Below are 15,059 nucleotides of genomic sequence, written 5' to 3' on the forward strand. Positions count from 1 at the left end.
CGGCAAAAACGGATCCTGGGCCGCCCGGCCTCACCCCTCGTGGTCGTACACCGTCACCGCGATCCCCCGCCGCACCAGCCGCTTGTCGATCAGCGGCTCGATCCGGTCCCAGGTGCCGCCGGCCAGGCCGCAGCCGATCCGGGGCATGTGGACGGACGCGTCGAGCTCGGCCGCACGGACCGCGAGCCGGTCCAGTGCGGTGTCGATCGCCTCGTACCGCACGGGCGCGACGGCCTCGCCTCTGCGCCGGATGCCGCGTTGGCCGATCATGTTGGCCACCCACACATCCGGCTCCACCCGGACGAGCTGGACGGCGCCGAGGCCGAAGTCGTTGTCCGCACGGTCCCGGTACCAGGCCCGGTAGGCGGCCTCCGGCTCCGGCCGGCGCCGGGAGAGGGCCTGGACGAAGCCCCTCCCCCGGGCGCCGATGTCGTTGCAGACGTGGGCCAACACCTTCACGCCCTCGGCCGAGGGCTCGGTGGCGTCACCCCGGATGTACGTGATCTCCGGCATGACGCCACCGTACGGGGTGGCACCGACAGCGGGGTGGGGCCGCTACTCCGTGATTTCGGAGAGCTCCCGGTCGGCCGTCCGGGAGACGCGGCGGCGGACGCCGAACCAGCCGGCGACCAGGAGCAGGGCGATCAGCGGGATCAGCAGGAGGGTCTTGCGGCCCACCTCGGGGTCGTTCCACATCATGCCGAGGCAGCCGACGAAGAACGCGATCGTGGCGATCTCGGTGACCGGGCTGCCGGGAAGGCGGAAGTGCGGGCGGGTGAGCAGGCCGGCCTTGGCGCGGCGGACGAAGACCAGGTGGCAGATCATGATGGTCACCCAGGTGCTGACGATGCCGAGGGAGGCGACGTTCAGCACGATCTCGAAGGCCTGGCTGGGCATGAGGTAGTTCAGGCCGACGCCGAGCACACAGACCGCGCAGGTCAGGAGGATGCCGCCGTAGGGGACCCGGGTGCGGCTCATCACCCCGGTGAACTTCGGAGCGGAGCCCGCCGCGGCCATGGAGCGCAGGATACGGCCGGTGGTGTACAGGCCGGAGTTCAGCGACGACATGGCGGCCGTGAGGACGACGAGGTTCATGACGTCACCGGCCGCCGGGACGCCGATCCTCGACAGGACGGTGACGAAGGGGCTCTCCCCCGCCGAGTAGACCGAACCGGGCAGCAGCAGGGCGAGCAGGATGACCGAGCCGACGTAGAACAGGCCCACCCGCCACATGATCGAGTTCACCGCGCGCGGGATGATCTTCTCCGGCTCGGCGGTCTCACCGGCGGCGACACCGATCATCTCCAGGGCGGAGTAGGCGAAGATCACGCCCTGCATGACGAGGACGACCGGCATCACGCCGTGCGGGAAGAACCCGCCGTGGTCGGTGATCGAGCTCAGGCCCGGGGTCCTGCCGCCGACGTCGTGCTGCGTGGCCAGCAGGAAGATGCCGATCAGCATGAAGCCGACCAGGGTGGCGACCTTGATGATCGCGAACCAGAACTCCATCTCGCCGAAGATCTTCACCGAGATCAGGTTGATGGCGAGGACCACGGCGAGGGCGATCAGCGCGAGCACCCACTGCGGGACGGACGTGAACATGCTCCAGTAGTGCGTGTAGAGCGCGATCGCCGTGATGTCGGCGATACCGGTCGTCGACCAGTTCAGGAAGTACATCCAGCCGGCGACGTAGGCGCCCTTCTCGCCGAGGAACTCACGCGCGTACGACACGAACGAGCCGGACGAGGGCCGGTACAGGACCAGCTCGCCGAGGGCACGGACGACGAAGAACGCGAAGACGCCGCACACGAGGTAGGCCAACGCCAGCGCGGGGCCCGCGTTGTGCAGGCGACCGCCCGCTCCCAGGAAGAGTCCGGTGCCGATCGCCCCACCGATGGCGATCATGTTGACGTGGCGGTGCTTGAGGTCCTTGCTGTATCCGGCGTCGCCCGCGTCGGCGGGCGTCCCGGTCGCCTGGTGGGAGGCGACCTGTGCCGTGGGCACGGCGTCCTTGCTCAAGGGTGGTTCCACTTTCTGGTGCCCGGGCGCCTGCGCCCGGGTGTCCGTACGTGATCCGGCCCGCACCACCCATGTCGCGGCACAGACCAGAAGGGCAGCTTCCCCGGCTGTCGATTCCCCTGCGATGGCGTACGTCACAGAGCGGGACTTCTCACACGCGTCATTCACTCATCGGTCACCAGCCGTACACCGGCAGGTCAGGGCTTTCACAGCATCGGTGGGACAGCGATACTGCTGCGATGACGACCGACGCCGACGAGCCGACCCTCACGATCGACGAGCTGGCCGCGCGGGCCGGCGTCACGGTGCGCACGGTCCGCTTCTACAGCGGCCGGAACCTGCTGCCGCCGCCGGTGATCGGTCCGCGCCGGGTGGGCCGCTACGGCCGGGAGCACCTGGCGCGCCTGGCGCTGATCGAGGAGATGCAGCTGCGGGGCATGACGCTCGCCGCGATCGAGCGCCATCTGCGCCAGCTGCCGCCGGACCTCACCCCGCACGACCTGGCCATCCACCGCGCGGTGGTCGCGTCCTGGGCGCCGGACACCGTGGAGTCGCTGTCCCGGCGGGAGCTGGAGCGCCGGGCCGGCCGGCCGCTCGGCGAGGAGGACGTCGAGCGGCTGGCCGCGATGAACGTCGTCGAGGCCGACGGCGAGTCCTTCCGCGTCGACTCCGGTCTGCTGCGGCTCGGCGTGGAACTCCTGGACGTACCCCTGTCCCAGGAGACGATCCTCGCCGCCCGTACGGTGCTGACCGAGCACGCGCGTACGGCCGCCCACGAGCTGTCGAAGCTGCTGCGTGACGCCGTCGCCGAACGCGACACCCGGGATGTGAAGTCCCTGTCCGCCCATATGCACCCCCTGGTGGTGCAGGCCCTGCTCACCACCTTCCAGCGCTCGCTGAAGGAGGAGCTGCGGGAGTGGCTGGACACGGCCGGGCGGGAGGGCCCCCGGGAAGCGGATCCCCGGGGGCCTCAGGAGCCGCCGTCCGGCTGAGCGGCCCGTCAGCGCGCGTCGGTGAAGGTCTCCCCCTTCTCCGCCTTCGCCACCAGCAGCGCCGGCGGGGTGAACCGCTCGCCGTAGCGCTCGGCGAGTTCCCGCGCGCGTCCCACGAAGCCGGGCAGACCGGCCCCTGCCCCGGCGCCGCCGTCGTAGCCGTTGATGTACTGCAGCACTCCGCCGGTCCAGCCGGGGAAGCCGATGCCGAGGACCGAGCCGATGTTGGCGTCGGCGACGGAGGTCAGGACGCCCTCCTCCAGGAGCCTGACCGTGTCGAGCGCCTCGGCGAAGAGCATGCGCTCCTGCATGTCCCGGAACGGGATCTCGTACCCCGGTGTCGTGAAGTGCTCACGCAGACCCGGCCACAGTCCGGCGCGAGCGCCGTCCTCGCCGTAGTCGTAGAAGCCGGCGCCGCCGCCGCGGCCCGTGCGGCCGAACTCGTCGACCATGCGGTCGACGATCGCGTCCGCGGGGTGCGGGGTCCAGGTGCCGCCCGCCTCCTCCACCGCCCGCCGCGACTCGGCCCGGATCTTCCGGGGCAGGGTGAGGGTCAGCTCGTCCATCAGGGACAGCACCTTGGCCGGGTAGCCCACCTGGGCCGCCGCCTGTTCCACCGACGCGGGCTCGATGCCCTCGCCGACCATCGCCACGCCCTCGTTGATGAACTGGCCGATGACCCGGGAGGTGAAGAAGCCGCGCGAGTCGTTGACGACGATCGGGGTCTTGTTGATCTGCCGGACCAGGTCGAAGGCGCGGGCCAGCGCCTCGTCGCCGGTGCGCTCGCCCTTGATGATCTCGACCAGGGGCATCTTGTCCACGGGTGAGAAGAAGTGCAGCCCGATGAAGTCGGCCTGGCGCTCCACGCCTTCGGCGAGCAGGGTGATCGGCAGGGTGGAGGTGTTGGAGCACAGCAGCGCGTCCGGTGCGACGACCTGCTCGATCTCCTGGAACACCTTGTGCTTGAGCGCCGGGTCCTCGAAGACGGCCTCGATCACGGCGTCGCAGCCCGCGAGGTCGGCGACCTCCGCGGTGGGCGTGATGCGGGCGAGCACCGCGTCCGCCTTCTCCTGGCTGGTACGGCCCTTGGCGACGGCCTTGGCACACAGCTTCTCCGAGTAGCCCTTGCCCTTGGCGGCGGCCTCCGGGGACACGTCCTTCAGGACGACCTCGATGCCCGCGCGGGCGCACGCGTAGGCGATGCCCGCGCCCATCATCCCGGCGCCGAGGACGGCCACCTTGCGGACGTGGCGGGGTTCGACGCCCTGGGGCCGGCTGGCGCCGGAGTTGACGGCCTGGAGGTCGAAGAAGAACGCCTGGATCATGTTCTTCGAGGTCTGCCCCGCGGCCAGTTCGACGAAGTAGCGGGCCTCGATGACCTGGGCGGTCTCGAAGTCGACCTGAGCACCCTCGACGGCGGCGGCCAGGATGTTGCGCGGGGCCGGGTAGGGGGCGCCGTTCGTCTGCTTGCGCAGACTGGCCGGGAAGGCGGGCAGGTTGGCGGCGAACTTCGGGTTCGCCGGGGTGCCGCCCGGGATGCGGTAGCCGGGTTTGTCCCAGGGCTGGCCGGACTCGGGGTTGGCGTCGATGAAGGCGCGGGCCCTGGCCAGCAACTCCTTCTGAGAAGTGGCCACTTCGTCGACGAGCCCGTTCTCCTGGGCGCGCCGCGCGTTGTACTGGGTGCCCTGGAGCAGCACCTTGAGCAGGGCGTCGGTGATGCCCAGCAGCCGTACGGTGCGGACCACCCCGCCGCCGCCGGGGAGCAGGCCGAGGGTCACCTCGGGGCAGCCGATCCTCGTACCGGGGGTGTCGAGCGCGATCCGGTGGTGGCAGGCCAGGGCGAGTTCGTAACCGCCACCCAGGGCCGCGCCGTTGATCGCGGCGACGACGGGCTTGCCCAGGGTCTCGATACGGCGCAGGTTCCGCTTGAGCGCGAGGCCGCCGTCGAACAGCTCCTGGGCGGTGTCCGGGGTGACCCGGATCAGGTCGCGCAGGTCGCCGCCCGCGAAGAAGGTCTTCTTCGCGGAGGTGAGGATGATGCCGCGGACGGACTCCCGCTCCGTCTCCAGCCGGTCGGCGACGGCGGCGAGGGAGTCACGGAACGCCTGGTTCATCGTGTTCGCGGACTGGTTGGGGTCGTCGAGGACGAGGGTGACGACGCCGGTGTCGTCCTGCTCCCAGCGGATGGTGGTGCTCTCGGTCATGTCGGGGTCTCCGTTGAAGTCTGGGTTCTGAGGGCGCCGCTGGGGGCGGGTCAGACGCGCTCGACGATCGTGGCGATGCCCATGCCGCCGCCGACGCAGAGGGTCGCCAGGCCGTAGCGCTTGTCCTGGCGCTCCAGTTCGTCGACGAGGGTGCCGAGGATCATCGCGCCGGTCGCGCCGAGCGGGTGGCCCAGCGCGATGGCGCCGCCGTTGACGTTGACCTTGTCCAGGGACAGGCCCATGTCCTTCACGAAGCGCAGCACGACCGCCGCGAACGCCTCGTTGATCTCGACGAGGTCGATGTCGTCGATGGTCAGGCCGGCCCTGGCGAGTGCCTTGCGGGTGGCGGGAGCGGGCCCGGTGAGCATGATGGTGGGCTCGGAGCCGGAGACGGCGGCGGAGACGATCCGCGCGCGGGGGGTGAGTCCGTACCGCTCGCCGACCTCGCGGGAGCCGATGGCGACGAGCGAGGCGCCGTCGACGATGCCGGAGGAGTTGCCCGCGTGGTGGACGTGGTCGATCTTCTCCACCCAGTGGTACTTCTGCAGGGCGACGGCGTCGAAGCCGCCCAACTCGCCGATGTCCGCGAAGGAGGGCTTGAGCGCCGCCAACGAGTCGGCGGTGGTGCCGGGGCGCGGATGCTCGTCGTGGTCGAGGACGACGAGCCCGTTGCGGTCCCTGACCGGGACGACGGAGCGGTCGAAGCGGCCCTCCTTCCAGGCGGTGACCGCGCGCTCCTGGGACAGGGCCGCGTACTCGTCGACGTCCCGCCGGGAGAAGCCCTCGATGGTGGCGATCAGGTCGGCGCCGATGCCCTGCGGTACGAAGTTGACGGCGAGGTTGGTCATCGGGTCGTTGAACCAGGCGCCGCCGTCGGAGGCCATCGGCACCCGGGACATCGACTCGACACCGCCCGCGAGGACCAGGTCCTCCCAGCCGGAGCGCACCTTGGCGGCGGCCAGGTTGACGGCCTCCAGGCCGGAGGCGCAGAAGCGGTTCTCCTGCACACCGGCCACCGTGTCCGGCAGTCCCGCGGCGATGGCGGCGATCCGGGCGATGTCGGAGCCCTGGTCGCCGATCGGTCCGACGACGCCGAGCACGATGTCGTCGACGGCGGCCGGGTCGAGTCCGGGGAAGCGGTCGCGGATCTCGTGGATGAGGCCGACGACCAGGTCGATGGGCTTCGTGCCGTGCAGGGCGCCGTTGGCCTTGCCGCGCCCGCGGGGGGTGCGGATCGCGTCGTACACGTACGCTTCGGTGCTCACTGACAAGCCTTTCGACGAGGGTGGTGTCCTGGGGGCGGCTGGGGGGACCCGGGGCGGGTCGGGGGAGCGTGTCGCGGTCGTGGGTCCGTCAGGAGCCGCCCTCCCCGTCATCTGCCGTCCCGTCCGTCCCGGCCGTCCTGGCCATTCCGTCCTTCCCGTCCTTCCTGTCCTTCCCGTCCTCCAGGAGTGCGGGCAGGTCCCAGTCGCGGGCCACGGTTGCCGTGCCGTCGCCGGGCCGGGCGGGGCCGGTGCGGACGGCGGTGGGGGTGGCGGAGAAGCGGGGCGCGGGGGCGGGCTGGGTGAGACCGGAGTGCTCCGTGAAGGTGCCGCGGGCGGCGAGGTGCGGGTGGTGCGGGGCCTCGCGCAGCGACAGCACGGGGGCCACGCAGGCGTCCGAGCCCTCGAAGACCGCGGTCCACTCCTGCTGGGTGCGGGACTTGAAGCGGGCGGCGACCGCCTCGCGCAGTTCCCCCCAGCGAGTGTGGTCGGTACGGGCCCCGGCGTGCTCCGCCAGGCCGAGCAGTGCGGTGAACTCGTCGTAGAACCGCTGCTCCAGGGCGCCGACCGCCATGTACCGGCCGTCCGCGGTCTCGTAGGTGCCGTAGTAAGGGCAGCCGCCGTCCAGGAGGTTGGCCCCGCGGCGGTCCTGCCAGACGCCGGCGGCGAGCATGCCGTGGATCATCGCGGAGAGGTGGGCGGTGCCGTCGACGATCGAGGCGTCCACAACCTGTCCGGTGCCGGTCGCGCGCGCGTGGTGCAGGGCGGCGAGGACGCCGACCACGAGATAGAGGGAGCCGCCGGCGTAGTCGCCGAGCAGGTTGGCGGGAACGGCCGGGGGCGCGTCCGGTTCGCCGATCATGCCGAGGGTGCCGGTCACGGCGATGTAGGCGATGTCGTGTCCCGCGCGCGGGGCGAGCGGTCCGTCCTGGCCCCATCCGGTCATCCGGCCGTAGACCAGCCGCGGGTTGCGGGCGTGGCAAGCCCCGGGGCCGACGCCGAGGCGCTCGGCGACGCCGGGGCGGTAGCCCTCGATGAGAATGTCGGCGCGGGCGGCGAGGTCGAGGACGCGGGCGGGGCCGCCCGGGGACTTGAGGTCGACGACCACCGAGCGCTTGTTGCGGTTGGTGATGTCGTGGGCGGGGTCGATGCCGAGTCCGGTGCCGCCGGGGCGGTCCACCCGGACGACGTCGGCGCCCAGGTCGGCCAGCAGCATCGCGGCGAACGGGCCGGGGCCGATGCCGGCCAGTTCGACCACGCGCACACCGGTCAGCGGGCCGTGCGGCCCCGCCGCCTCTGCCGTTGCCATCCGGTCCCCTCACTGTGACACAACCGATGTAACACCGATGATGCTAAGAACGTGTTCCAGCGGATACAAGCCCTCGGCGAGCAAGCGCTTAGCCGAGGCGTACCCGGTGGCCTCGTGGCGCTATCCCGCACCGTCGCGCCTTCACCCGCCGGGCCCTCGCCGCCGGACCGCGCACCCCTCACGCTAGCCTCGGCCACGGACCGCGGCGCGGGCTGCGAGAGCGAGGGGTGTCATGAGCAGGCTGAGGAACTCCGACCGTCCGTACGACATCGTCCTCTTCGGAGCCACCGGCTTCGTGGGGGCGCTCACCGCCGAGTACCTCGCCGCGCACGCCCCCGAGGGGCTGCGCTGGGCCATCGCCGGACGCGGTGAGGAGCGGCTCCGGGAACTGCGCGAGCGACTGCCCTCGGGTGCGTCCGTCGGAGTGCTGCGCGCGGACGCGGCCGACCCGGACTCCCTGCGCGACCTCGCCCGGCAGGCCCGCGTGCTGGCCACGACCGTGGGCCCGTACGCAGCCGTGGGCGAGGAACTCGTCGCCGCCTGCGCCGACAGCGGCACGGACTACCTGGACCTGTGCGGCGAGCCCGAGTTCGTGGACCTGGTGTACGTCCGGCACGACGCACGCGCGCGCGAGACCGGGGCGCGCCTGGTGCACGCCTGCGGCTTCGACTCCGTCCCGCCCGACCTGGGCGTGTACTTCACCGTCCGGCAGCTGCCGGAGGGCGTACCGCTGACCGTGGACGGATACGTCCGGGCGGACGCCGCCTTCTCGGGTGGGACCCTCGCGTCGGCGCTCAGCCAGTTCGCCCGTCCCCTGCGGATCCGGGCCGCCGCGCGGGACCGGGCGCGGCACGAGCCGCGGCTGCTGGGGCGGCGGGCGGTCACGCCGACGGGCGCGCCGCGGTTCGCCGGGGAGGTGGGTGCCTGGGCGGTGCCGCTGCCGACCATCGACCCGCAGATCGTGCGGCGTTCCGCGCGCGTGCTGGAACGTTACGGCCCGGACTTCCGCTACCGCCACTACGCGGCCGTGCGGCACCTGCCGGTCGCCGTGGGCGGTGCCGCCGCCCTCGGCGCGGTCATGGCCGCCGCCCAACTGCCGCCCGCCCGGCGCTGGTTGTCCGGACGGCTGCAGCCCGGTGAGGGGCCGAGCGCGGAGAAGCGGGCCAGGAGCTGGTTCTCGGTGCGGTTCGTGGGCGAGGGCGGCGGACGGCGGGTGTTCACCGAGGTGGCGGGCGGCGACCCGGGCTACGGCGAGACGGCGAAGATGTTCGCCGAGTCGGCGCTCGCTCTGGCGCTCGACGACCTCCCGCGGACGGCGGGCCAGGTCACCACGGCGGTGGCCATGGGCGACGCCCTCATCGACCGCCTGCGCCGGGCGGGCATCACCTTCCGGATCGCGACGAGCCGCTAGTGCTGTGACCGGAGCACGGCGGCACCGGACTACAGCGACCAGTCGGCCACGGTCCAGATCATCCCGGCTATCCAGCCGAGCGCGGCCAGTACGGCCAGGATCAGGGTGGCGTTCACGGCACGCTCGACGGGGCGGGCCGGGTCGGCGAGGGGCTTGTGGGAACGGTGCGTCGTCATGCGCCCCAGCCTGCCCACAGGCCCCGGTGGGCACATCCGTACGGATACTCAGACGGCGTACTCAGAACCGGGCCTCGGAGCCGGACCCCGGAGCCGGACACGCGTGCCCGGACAGCACACCTAGGCCCTGCCCGCCGTCGCCTCCCGGAGGGCGCGGCGGCACAGGGCGTCGGCGCGGCGGGTCGTCTCCGGGAGGCGGTAGTCCGGGGTGAGGGCGAGGGTGTGCGCGCAGGCGTTGTCCAGGCTCACCCGGTGGCCGACGGAGACGAAGACCGGCTTGACGCCGTCCCGGGTGCGCAGGGCCCGGCCGACCTCGTCGGCGCCGGCGAGCAGCGGGGAGGCACTGCCGCGCGGGGTGTCCGGATCCTCGTGGGTGAAGGTGAACGGGTTCTTGGCGACGCCGATCGTCGGAAGCCCGGTCAGCACCCCGAGGTGGCTCGCCAGCCCGAAGCGCCGGGGGTGGGCCAGGCCGTAGCCGTCGCAGACGACCAGGCCGGGCGGGCAGGGCAGGGCGTCCAGCGCGGCGAGCACGGTGGGGATCTCACGGAAGGCCAGCAGCCCCGGTACGTACGGGAAGGAGATCCGCCCGACGGCGGTGGCCTCGGCGACGACGCGCAAGGTGGCCGCGTCCAGGACGACGGCCGCCGCCGCGACGAGGTCCCGCTCGTCGTCGTAGGCCACGTCGACTCCCGTGACGTGGCCCGTACCGGGCGGCGGGCCCGGCTCGTCGCGCACCACCCGTTCACGCAACTCGTCCTGGACGGCGCGGGCCTGCTCCTCGGTGGAGGGCCAGCCCGCGGGAATGCGTACGGTCGTCGTCATGATGGGCCGAGCCTATGGCCATCGGGGACGGCACGGCGGGGCGGGCCCGCGTTCCTGACCGGAGGCGGGCCCGCCCGGCTGGGCGCCGGGGTCAGCCTCTGCCCAGGGCCTGCCGCAGCTGCTGCTTGTTCATGTCCGAGCGGCCGTGGATGTTGCGCCGCTTGGCCTCCTCGTAGAGCTGGTCGTAGGTGGGCCCCTCGGAGCCCCGGCCCGAACGCTGCCCGCCCCGTCTGCCGGAGGACAGGTCCTGGGTGGAGATGCGGCCGGCGGTCTTCGACTCGCCGCTGCGGGCACGCTCCTTGTTCACCGTGCGCGCGGCGATCTCCCTGGCGCGTTCGGTGCTCTCCCCCCGGTCCTGCGCGCTCTGCTTGATGTGTTCGTACTGGCGCTCGCGCTTGGAACTGGAACCGCGTGGCATGCCGTTCACTTCCTCTCTGTGCAAGGAACGGATACCCGCAATTCTGGATCGGTTCGCCATATCGGGCGATATCCAGTCCTCCAGTCGAGCGACGCGACAGCCGTGTCACGTCCGTGCATGAACGCGGTGACGGAGGTCACTCGCTCCTCGTGTGCACGGATCGGCGGCTTCCGTCGTCTCTTCCAGTGCCCGGCCTCATCCGCCCGGAGGTTCGTCCAGCCGTCACAAGGGAGCAAGGCCATGTCCACCGACATCGAGCAGTTCGTGGAGGCGCGCCTGGTCTCCGCCACGCCACGGATGCCCAGCATTCCCGCCACGCTGCACTACGACCGGCGGGACCCGTTCGCCGTCCGTATGACCTTCCCGGCCCCGGCCACCCTCGAAGGCGTGGACGTCTGCTGGCTCTTCGCCCGTGATCTGCTGGCGGCCGGTCTGCGGGAGCCCGAGGGCGACGGCGACGTACGGGTGCGGCCGTACGGGTTCGACCGCACCGTGCTGGAGTTCCACGCCCCCGAGGGCGCGGCGGTGGTGCACGTCCACAGCCGTGAGATACGGCGCTTCCTGGAGGCCACGAGCGAGCTGGTGCCGCTCGGCCTGGAACACCTCCAGTTCGACCTGGACCACGGTCTGGCGGAGCTGATGCGGGACGCCTGCTGACGGCTCCACCCGGTCCCGGGCCAACACCCCTGGGACGGGGCGCCCGAGGACGACGGCCCGGGACCCGGACGGTCCCGGTCAGCCGCTCGCCGCGGCGGCGGAAGCCGCGGTGGTCGCCATGACCACCGCCGCGCTCACCTCGCGCATCACCCGGCGCAGCGCGGGGGCCGCGGCTCCGCTGCGCTCGGTCAGCTCCTCGATGCGCTGCCGGTGGCCCTTGCGGTCCTTGGCGGGCACCAGGGTGTGCAGTTCGGCGGCGGCCGCGAGGGCGACGACGGCCGCGTCGCGTTCGGAGACCTCCGCGGCCGGCAGCGGGCCCTCCAGCGCCCGGCGTGCCTCCTCCCGCAGTGCGTCCACGACGGCGACGCGCTCCAGGGCGTGGTCCACGGACGGGAGGACACCGAGGACCCGGCGCCGCTCGGCGCGCAGGAACCCTTCGGCGGTCAGCTGCTCCCGCACGGCGTCGAGGGTGGTCCGGGCGTGCAGTGTCACCCAGGCCTTCCAGCGGCGGGGCCGGGACTCCCGGACGAGTTCGAGCAGCCCGTCGAGCACCGGGTCCCCGGTGTCGGCGTCCAGGCCGGCGGGTACCGCGACACCGTCGTCGTCGACGAGCAGCCCGCGCTGGGCCAGCTCGGTCAGGGCGCCGGCCCGGACCAGGAGGTGCAGTTGGGCGGTGCCGGTGATCCTCAGCCGCTTGGTGTCCCGGGCCAGCAGGTAGAGCCGGGCGGGCAGCGAGAGCGAACCGTCGGGCACGGGGGCCTCCTTCCGGGGGCTCGGGCCCACCCATTATTTCGTTGACAGGTGTCCCGGCCCCTCCTACCGTTTGCAGCGGTCCTGTTGCCGTCGATTGGAGAAGGACGTTGCTCGTCTGAGGTCCTGAGGCACCGCGTCGCACCGGTCAGGTGTGTACGTGGCGCGCGACCTCGGCGTCCGAGCCGTCCCGAAGGAAATCCGGCCCAGGGCTCTTCTCATGCCCCGTGACCCCCGTTCCACACGGTGACCTCGCCCTGCGGTGTCTCACACGCGTCTGTCCCTGACCGCACCCAGCAATCGCGAGGCGACCATGTCCTCATCCATCACCTGTACCTCCCTCTCCTTCGCCTGGTCCGACGGCAGCCCCGTCTTCACCGGCCTCGACATCACCTTCGGACCCGGCAGGACGGGCCTGGTCGGCGTCAACGGCTCGGGAAAGTCCACCCTGTTGAAGCTGATCGCCGGCGAGCTCGGACCGGCCGACGGTGCCGTCCGCGTCGCCGGCGAGGTGGGACACCTTCCGCAGAACGTCACGCTCGACACCGCGCTGCGGGTCGACGAGGCGCTCGGCATCGCCGCGCAGCGGGCCGCGCTGCACGCCATCGAGGCCGGAGACGTCTCCGAGGAGCACTTCGAGACGGTCGGCGACGACTGGGACGTGGAGGAACGCGCCCTGGCGACCCTCGGCGAGCTCGGGCTCGGCCGCATCGACCTGGACCGCACCATCGGCGAGGTCTCGGGCGGTGAGTCGGTGCTGCTGCGGCTGGCCGCGCTGCTGCTGCGCCGGCCGGACGTGCTGCTGCTGGACGAGCCGACCAACAACCTCGACCTGTACGCGCGCCGCCGGCTGTACGCGGCCGTCGAGTCCTGGCCGGGCGTGCTGGTCGTGGTCAGCCACGACCGCGAACTCCTGGAAATGGTCGACCAGATCGCCGACCTCGGCTCCGGCCGGGTCACCTGGTACGGCGGGAACTTCTCGGCGTACGAGGAGGCTCTCGCCCTGGAGCAGGAGGCGGCCGAGCGCATGGTGCGCGTCGCCGAGGCCGACCTGCGCAAGCAGCAGCGGGAACTGGCCGACGCCCAGGTCAAGCTGGCCCGGCGCAAGCGGTACGGCCAGAAGATGTGGGACCAGAAGCGCGAGCCGAAGATCGTCATGGGTGCCCGCAAGCGCGCGGCGCAGGAGTCCGCGGGCAAGCACCGCATCATGCACGAGGAGCGGCTCGCCGAGGCCAGGGAACGGCTCGACGAGGCGGTGGATGCGGTGCGGGACGACGACGAGATCCGCGTCGACCTGCCGCACACGGCGGTACCGCCGGGCCGTACCGTGCTCACCCTGCGGGATCTGGAACTGGCGTACGGCGCGCGCGTGGACGGAGGTCTCGACCTGCGCGGTCCCGAGCGGGTCGCGCTGATCGGGCGCAACGGGGCGGGCAAGACGACGCTGCTGCGCACCGTCGCCGGGGAGCTGCCGCCGCTGTCGGGCGAGGTGACCGCTCATGTGCCGGCCCGGTTCCTGCCGCAGCGGCTGGACATCCTCGACGGCGAACTGAGTGTGGCCGAGAACGTGGCCCGTCTCGCGCCGGGCGCCACCAACAACCGGATCCGGGCCCGGCTGGCCCGCTTCCTGTTCCGGGGCGCCCGCGCCGACCAGCTTGCGGCGACGCTGTCCGGCGGCGAACGCTTCCGGGCCGCGCTGGCCGCGCTGCTGCTGGCGGAGCCCGCGCCGCAGTTGCTGATGCTCGACGAGCCGACCAACAACCTGGACATGGCGAGCGTGCACCGGCTGACGACGGCCCTGGAGTCCTACGAGGGTGCCCTGATCGTGGCCAGCCACGACCTGCCGTTCCTGGAGTCCCTCGGCATCACCCGCTGGCTCCTGCTGGAGGAAGGAGAACTGCGGGAGACCACCTGGGAATCCGTCGTGGGTCCCGCGTAGGGCCCGGCGGGCTTTTGTCGGGGCCGACGCTTGTCGCATGATGGCGGCCCGGTGCGGTCACGGCCGCACCGGGAAACGCCCACGCGTAGACACGAAAGGCGCCTCGTGCCCAGCAAGAAGGCCCTCGTCCGCCACCCCGGTCCGCGGCTCGCCGAAGGGCTGGTGACCCATGTCGAGCGGGAGGAGGTCGACGTCGAACTGGCGGTGCGGCAGTGGGAGACGTACGTCGAGGCGCTGCGCGGCCACGGCTGGGAGACGGTCGAGGTCGAACCGGCCGACGACTGCCCCGACGCGGTGTTCGTGGAGGACACCGTCGTCGTCTACCGGAACGTCGCCCTGATCACCCGTCCGGGCGCCCCGTCCCGGCGTGGCGAGACCGCCGGGGTGGAGCAGGCCGTGGCCCGTCTGGGCTGCTCGGTGAACTGGGTCTGGGAGCCGGGCACGCTGGACGGCGGGGACGTGCTGAAGGTCGGGGACACGGTCTACGTCGGCCGTGGCGGGCGCACCAACGCGGTCGGCGTGCAGCAGCTGCGGGCCGTGTTCGAGCCGCTCGGGGCGCGGGTCGTGACCGTACCGGTGAGCAAGGTGCTGCATCTGAAGTCGGCGGTGACGGCGCTGCCCGACGGGACGGTCATCGGGCACATCCCGAAGGTGGACACGCCGTCGCTGTACCCGCGCTTCCTGCCGGTGCCGGAGGAGTCCGGCAGCCATGTGGTGCTGCTCGGCGGCGACAGGCTGCTGATGGCGGCGAGCGCGCCGAAGACGGCGGAACTGCTGGGCGACCTCGGCTTCGAGCCGGTGGTGGTGGACATCGGCGAGTTCGAGAAGCTCGAAGGCTGTGTGACGTGCCTCTCGGTGCGACTGCGGGAGTTGTACGCCTGATGAGGCGGGCGGCGTCTCGTCCAGCCCCTGGACCTGCGATCCTGGGACGCCTCTGGGCGTCCGTCAACTCCTTTGCGGCACCCTTCTGATCAGCCACCTTTACGACGAACTTAACCTACGGATTCGTAACCTACGGATTCGTAGCCTACGATCCCGTAGGTTCCCGTGCACCGCTCGCCGGGCTCGTTCCGTTCAGCCCTGCCCGCCCCCGCTTCCCC

At 72.1% G+C, this 15,059-nt stretch carries 14 protein-coding genes; 5 read left to right on the forward strand and 9 right to left on the reverse strand.

What is annotated here, in order from left to right; translation table 11 throughout:
• Positions 1 to 30: 30 nt before the first annotated feature.
• Both TNCT6_RS03115 and TNCT6_RS03120 read right to left on the reverse strand, forming a co-directional pair.
• Positions 31 to 513, reverse strand: coding sequence for a macro domain-containing protein (locus tag TNCT6_RS03115; protein WP_141356323.1), 483 nt, complete (start codon positions 511 to 513; stop codon positions 31 to 33).
• A gap of 42 nt (positions 514 to 555) precedes the next feature.
• Complete coding sequence (locus TNCT6_RS03120; protein ID WP_141356325.1) at positions 556 to 2,019, reverse strand: amino acid permease; 1,464 nt, start codon at positions 2,017 to 2,019, stop codon at positions 556 to 558.
• 239 nt (positions 2,020 to 2,258) lie between these two features.
• Between TNCT6_RS03120 and TNCT6_RS03125 the strand changes: the two genes are divergently transcribed.
• Positions 2,259 to 3,011 carry a MerR family transcriptional regulator gene (locus TNCT6_RS03125; protein ID WP_141356327.1) on the forward strand — a complete coding sequence of 251 codons (753 nt, stop codon included), beginning with the start codon at positions 2,259 to 2,261 and terminating at the stop codon, positions 3,009 to 3,011.
• 8 nt (positions 3,012 to 3,019) lie between these two features.
• Here the strand turns inward: TNCT6_RS03125 and TNCT6_RS03130 are convergent, their stop codons facing one another.
• The 3 genes from TNCT6_RS03130 to TNCT6_RS03140 form a co-directional block, all read right to left on the reverse strand.
• The gene (locus TNCT6_RS03130; protein WP_141356329.1) at positions 3,020 to 5,215 is read right to left on the reverse strand and encodes a 3-hydroxyacyl-CoA dehydrogenase NAD-binding domain-containing protein; all 2,196 of its coding nucleotides are present in this window, start codon (positions 5,213 to 5,215) and stop codon (positions 3,020 to 3,022) included.
• 50 nt (positions 5,216 to 5,265) lie between these two features.
• The gene (locus TNCT6_RS03135) at positions 5,266 to 6,480 is read right to left on the reverse strand and encodes an acetyl-CoA C-acetyltransferase (RefSeq protein WP_141356331.1); all 1,215 of its coding nucleotides are present in this window, start codon (positions 6,478 to 6,480) and stop codon (positions 5,266 to 5,268) included.
• 88 nt (positions 6,481 to 6,568) lie between these two features.
• Complete coding sequence (locus TNCT6_RS03140) at positions 6,569 to 7,786, reverse strand: CaiB/BaiF CoA-transferase family protein (protein WP_141356333.1); 1,218 nt, start codon at positions 7,784 to 7,786, stop codon at positions 6,569 to 6,571.
• A 232-nt stretch (positions 7,787 to 8,018) separates the two neighbouring features.
• Here TNCT6_RS03140 and TNCT6_RS03145 point away from each other — a divergent pair, with 232 nt between their 5' ends.
• Positions 8,019 to 9,197 (forward strand): trans-acting enoyl reductase family protein, encoded by a 1,179-nt coding sequence (locus TNCT6_RS03145; RefSeq protein ID WP_141356335.1) that lies wholly within the window; start codon positions 8,019 to 8,021, stop codon positions 9,195 to 9,197.
• A 29-nt stretch (positions 9,198 to 9,226) separates the two neighbouring features.
• Here the strand turns inward: TNCT6_RS03145 and mmpA are convergent, their stop codons facing one another.
• The 3 genes from mmpA to TNCT6_RS03160 all read right to left on the reverse strand — a co-directional run bounded on the left by mmpA (position 9,227) and on the right by TNCT6_RS03160 (position 10,613).
• Positions 9,227 to 9,373 (reverse strand): morphogenic membrane protein MmpA, encoded by a 147-nt coding sequence (mmpA, locus tag TNCT6_RS03150; RefSeq protein WP_172632784.1) that lies wholly within the window; start codon positions 9,371 to 9,373, stop codon positions 9,227 to 9,229.
• Between the two features lie 120 nt (positions 9,374 to 9,493).
• Positions 9,494 to 10,195 (reverse strand): endonuclease V, encoded by a 702-nt coding sequence (locus TNCT6_RS03155; protein ID WP_172632785.1) that lies wholly within the window; start codon positions 10,193 to 10,195, stop codon positions 9,494 to 9,496.
• Between the two features lie 91 nt (positions 10,196 to 10,286).
• Complete coding sequence (locus TNCT6_RS03160; protein ID WP_141356341.1) at positions 10,287 to 10,613, reverse strand: plasmid stabilization protein; 327 nt, start codon at positions 10,611 to 10,613, stop codon at positions 10,287 to 10,289.
• A 240-nt stretch (positions 10,614 to 10,853) separates the two neighbouring features.
• Between TNCT6_RS03160 and TNCT6_RS03165 the strand changes: the two genes are divergently transcribed.
• The gene (locus TNCT6_RS03165) at positions 10,854 to 11,270 is read left to right on the forward strand and encodes an SsgA family sporulation/cell division regulator (protein ID WP_141356343.1); all 417 of its coding nucleotides are present in this window, start codon (positions 10,854 to 10,856) and stop codon (positions 11,268 to 11,270) included.
• A gap of 78 nt (positions 11,271 to 11,348) precedes the next feature.
• On the opposite strand, the gene TNCT6_RS03170 is transcribed toward TNCT6_RS03165, so the two are convergent.
• Positions 11,349 to 12,023, reverse strand: coding sequence for a GPP34 family phosphoprotein (locus TNCT6_RS03170; RefSeq protein WP_141356345.1), 675 nt, complete (start codon positions 12,021 to 12,023; stop codon positions 11,349 to 11,351).
• A gap of 310 nt (positions 12,024 to 12,333) precedes the next feature.
• Between TNCT6_RS03170 and TNCT6_RS03175 the strand changes: the two genes are divergently transcribed.
• Both TNCT6_RS03175 and ddaH read left to right on the forward strand, forming a co-directional pair.
• Positions 12,334 to 13,959 carry an ABC-F family ATP-binding cassette domain-containing protein gene (locus tag TNCT6_RS03175; RefSeq protein WP_141356347.1) on the forward strand — a complete coding sequence of 542 codons (1,626 nt, stop codon included), beginning with the start codon at positions 12,334 to 12,336 and terminating at the stop codon, positions 13,957 to 13,959.
• A gap of 105 nt (positions 13,960 to 14,064) precedes the next feature.
• The gene (gene ddaH, locus TNCT6_RS03180) at positions 14,065 to 14,841 is read left to right on the forward strand and encodes a dimethylargininase (RefSeq protein WP_141356349.1); all 777 of its coding nucleotides are present in this window, start codon (positions 14,065 to 14,067) and stop codon (positions 14,839 to 14,841) included.
• Positions 14,842 to 15,059: the final 218 nt, after the last annotated feature.

The sequence above is a fragment of the Streptomyces sp. 6-11-2 genome, assembly GCF_006540305.1.
Taxonomy (GTDB): Bacteria; Actinomycetota; Actinomycetes; order Streptomycetales; family Streptomycetaceae; genus Streptomyces.

Bases quoted from the DNA above. Each gene is read 5' to 3' on its own strand.
- TNCT6_RS03115 (WP_141356323.1), bottom strand. From the start codon at position 513: ATGCCGGAGATCACGTACATCCGGGGTGACGCCACCGAGCCCTCGGCC.
- TNCT6_RS03125 (WP_141356327.1), top strand. From the start codon at position 2,259: ATGACGACCGACGCCGACGAGCCGACCCTCACGATCGACGAGCTGGCC.
- TNCT6_RS03130 (WP_141356329.1), bottom strand. From the start codon at position 5,215: ATGACCGAGAGCACCACCATCCGCTGGGAGCAGGACGACACCGGCGTC.
- TNCT6_RS03140 (WP_141356333.1), bottom strand. From the start codon at position 7,786: ATGGCAACGGCAGAGGCGGCGGGGCCGCACGGCCCGCTGACCGGTGTG.
- TNCT6_RS03145 (WP_141356335.1), top strand. From the start codon at position 8,019: ATGAGCAGGCTGAGGAACTCCGACCGTCCGTACGACATCGTCCTCTTC.
- mmpA (WP_172632784.1), bottom strand. From the start codon at position 9,373: ATGACGACGCACCGTTCCCACAAGCCCCTCGCCGACCCGGCCCGCCCC.
- TNCT6_RS03155 (WP_172632785.1), bottom strand. From the start codon at position 10,195: ATGACGACGACCGTACGCATTCCCGCGGGCTGGCCCTCCACCGAGGAG.
- TNCT6_RS03160 (WP_141356341.1), bottom strand. From the start codon at position 10,613: ATGCCACGCGGTTCCAGTTCCAAGCGCGAGCGCCAGTACGAACACATC.
- TNCT6_RS03165 (WP_141356343.1), top strand. From the start codon at position 10,854: ATGTCCACCGACATCGAGCAGTTCGTGGAGGCGCGCCTGGTCTCCGCC.
- TNCT6_RS03175 (WP_141356347.1), top strand. From the start codon at position 12,334: ATGTCCTCATCCATCACCTGTACCTCCCTCTCCTTCGCCTGGTCCGAC.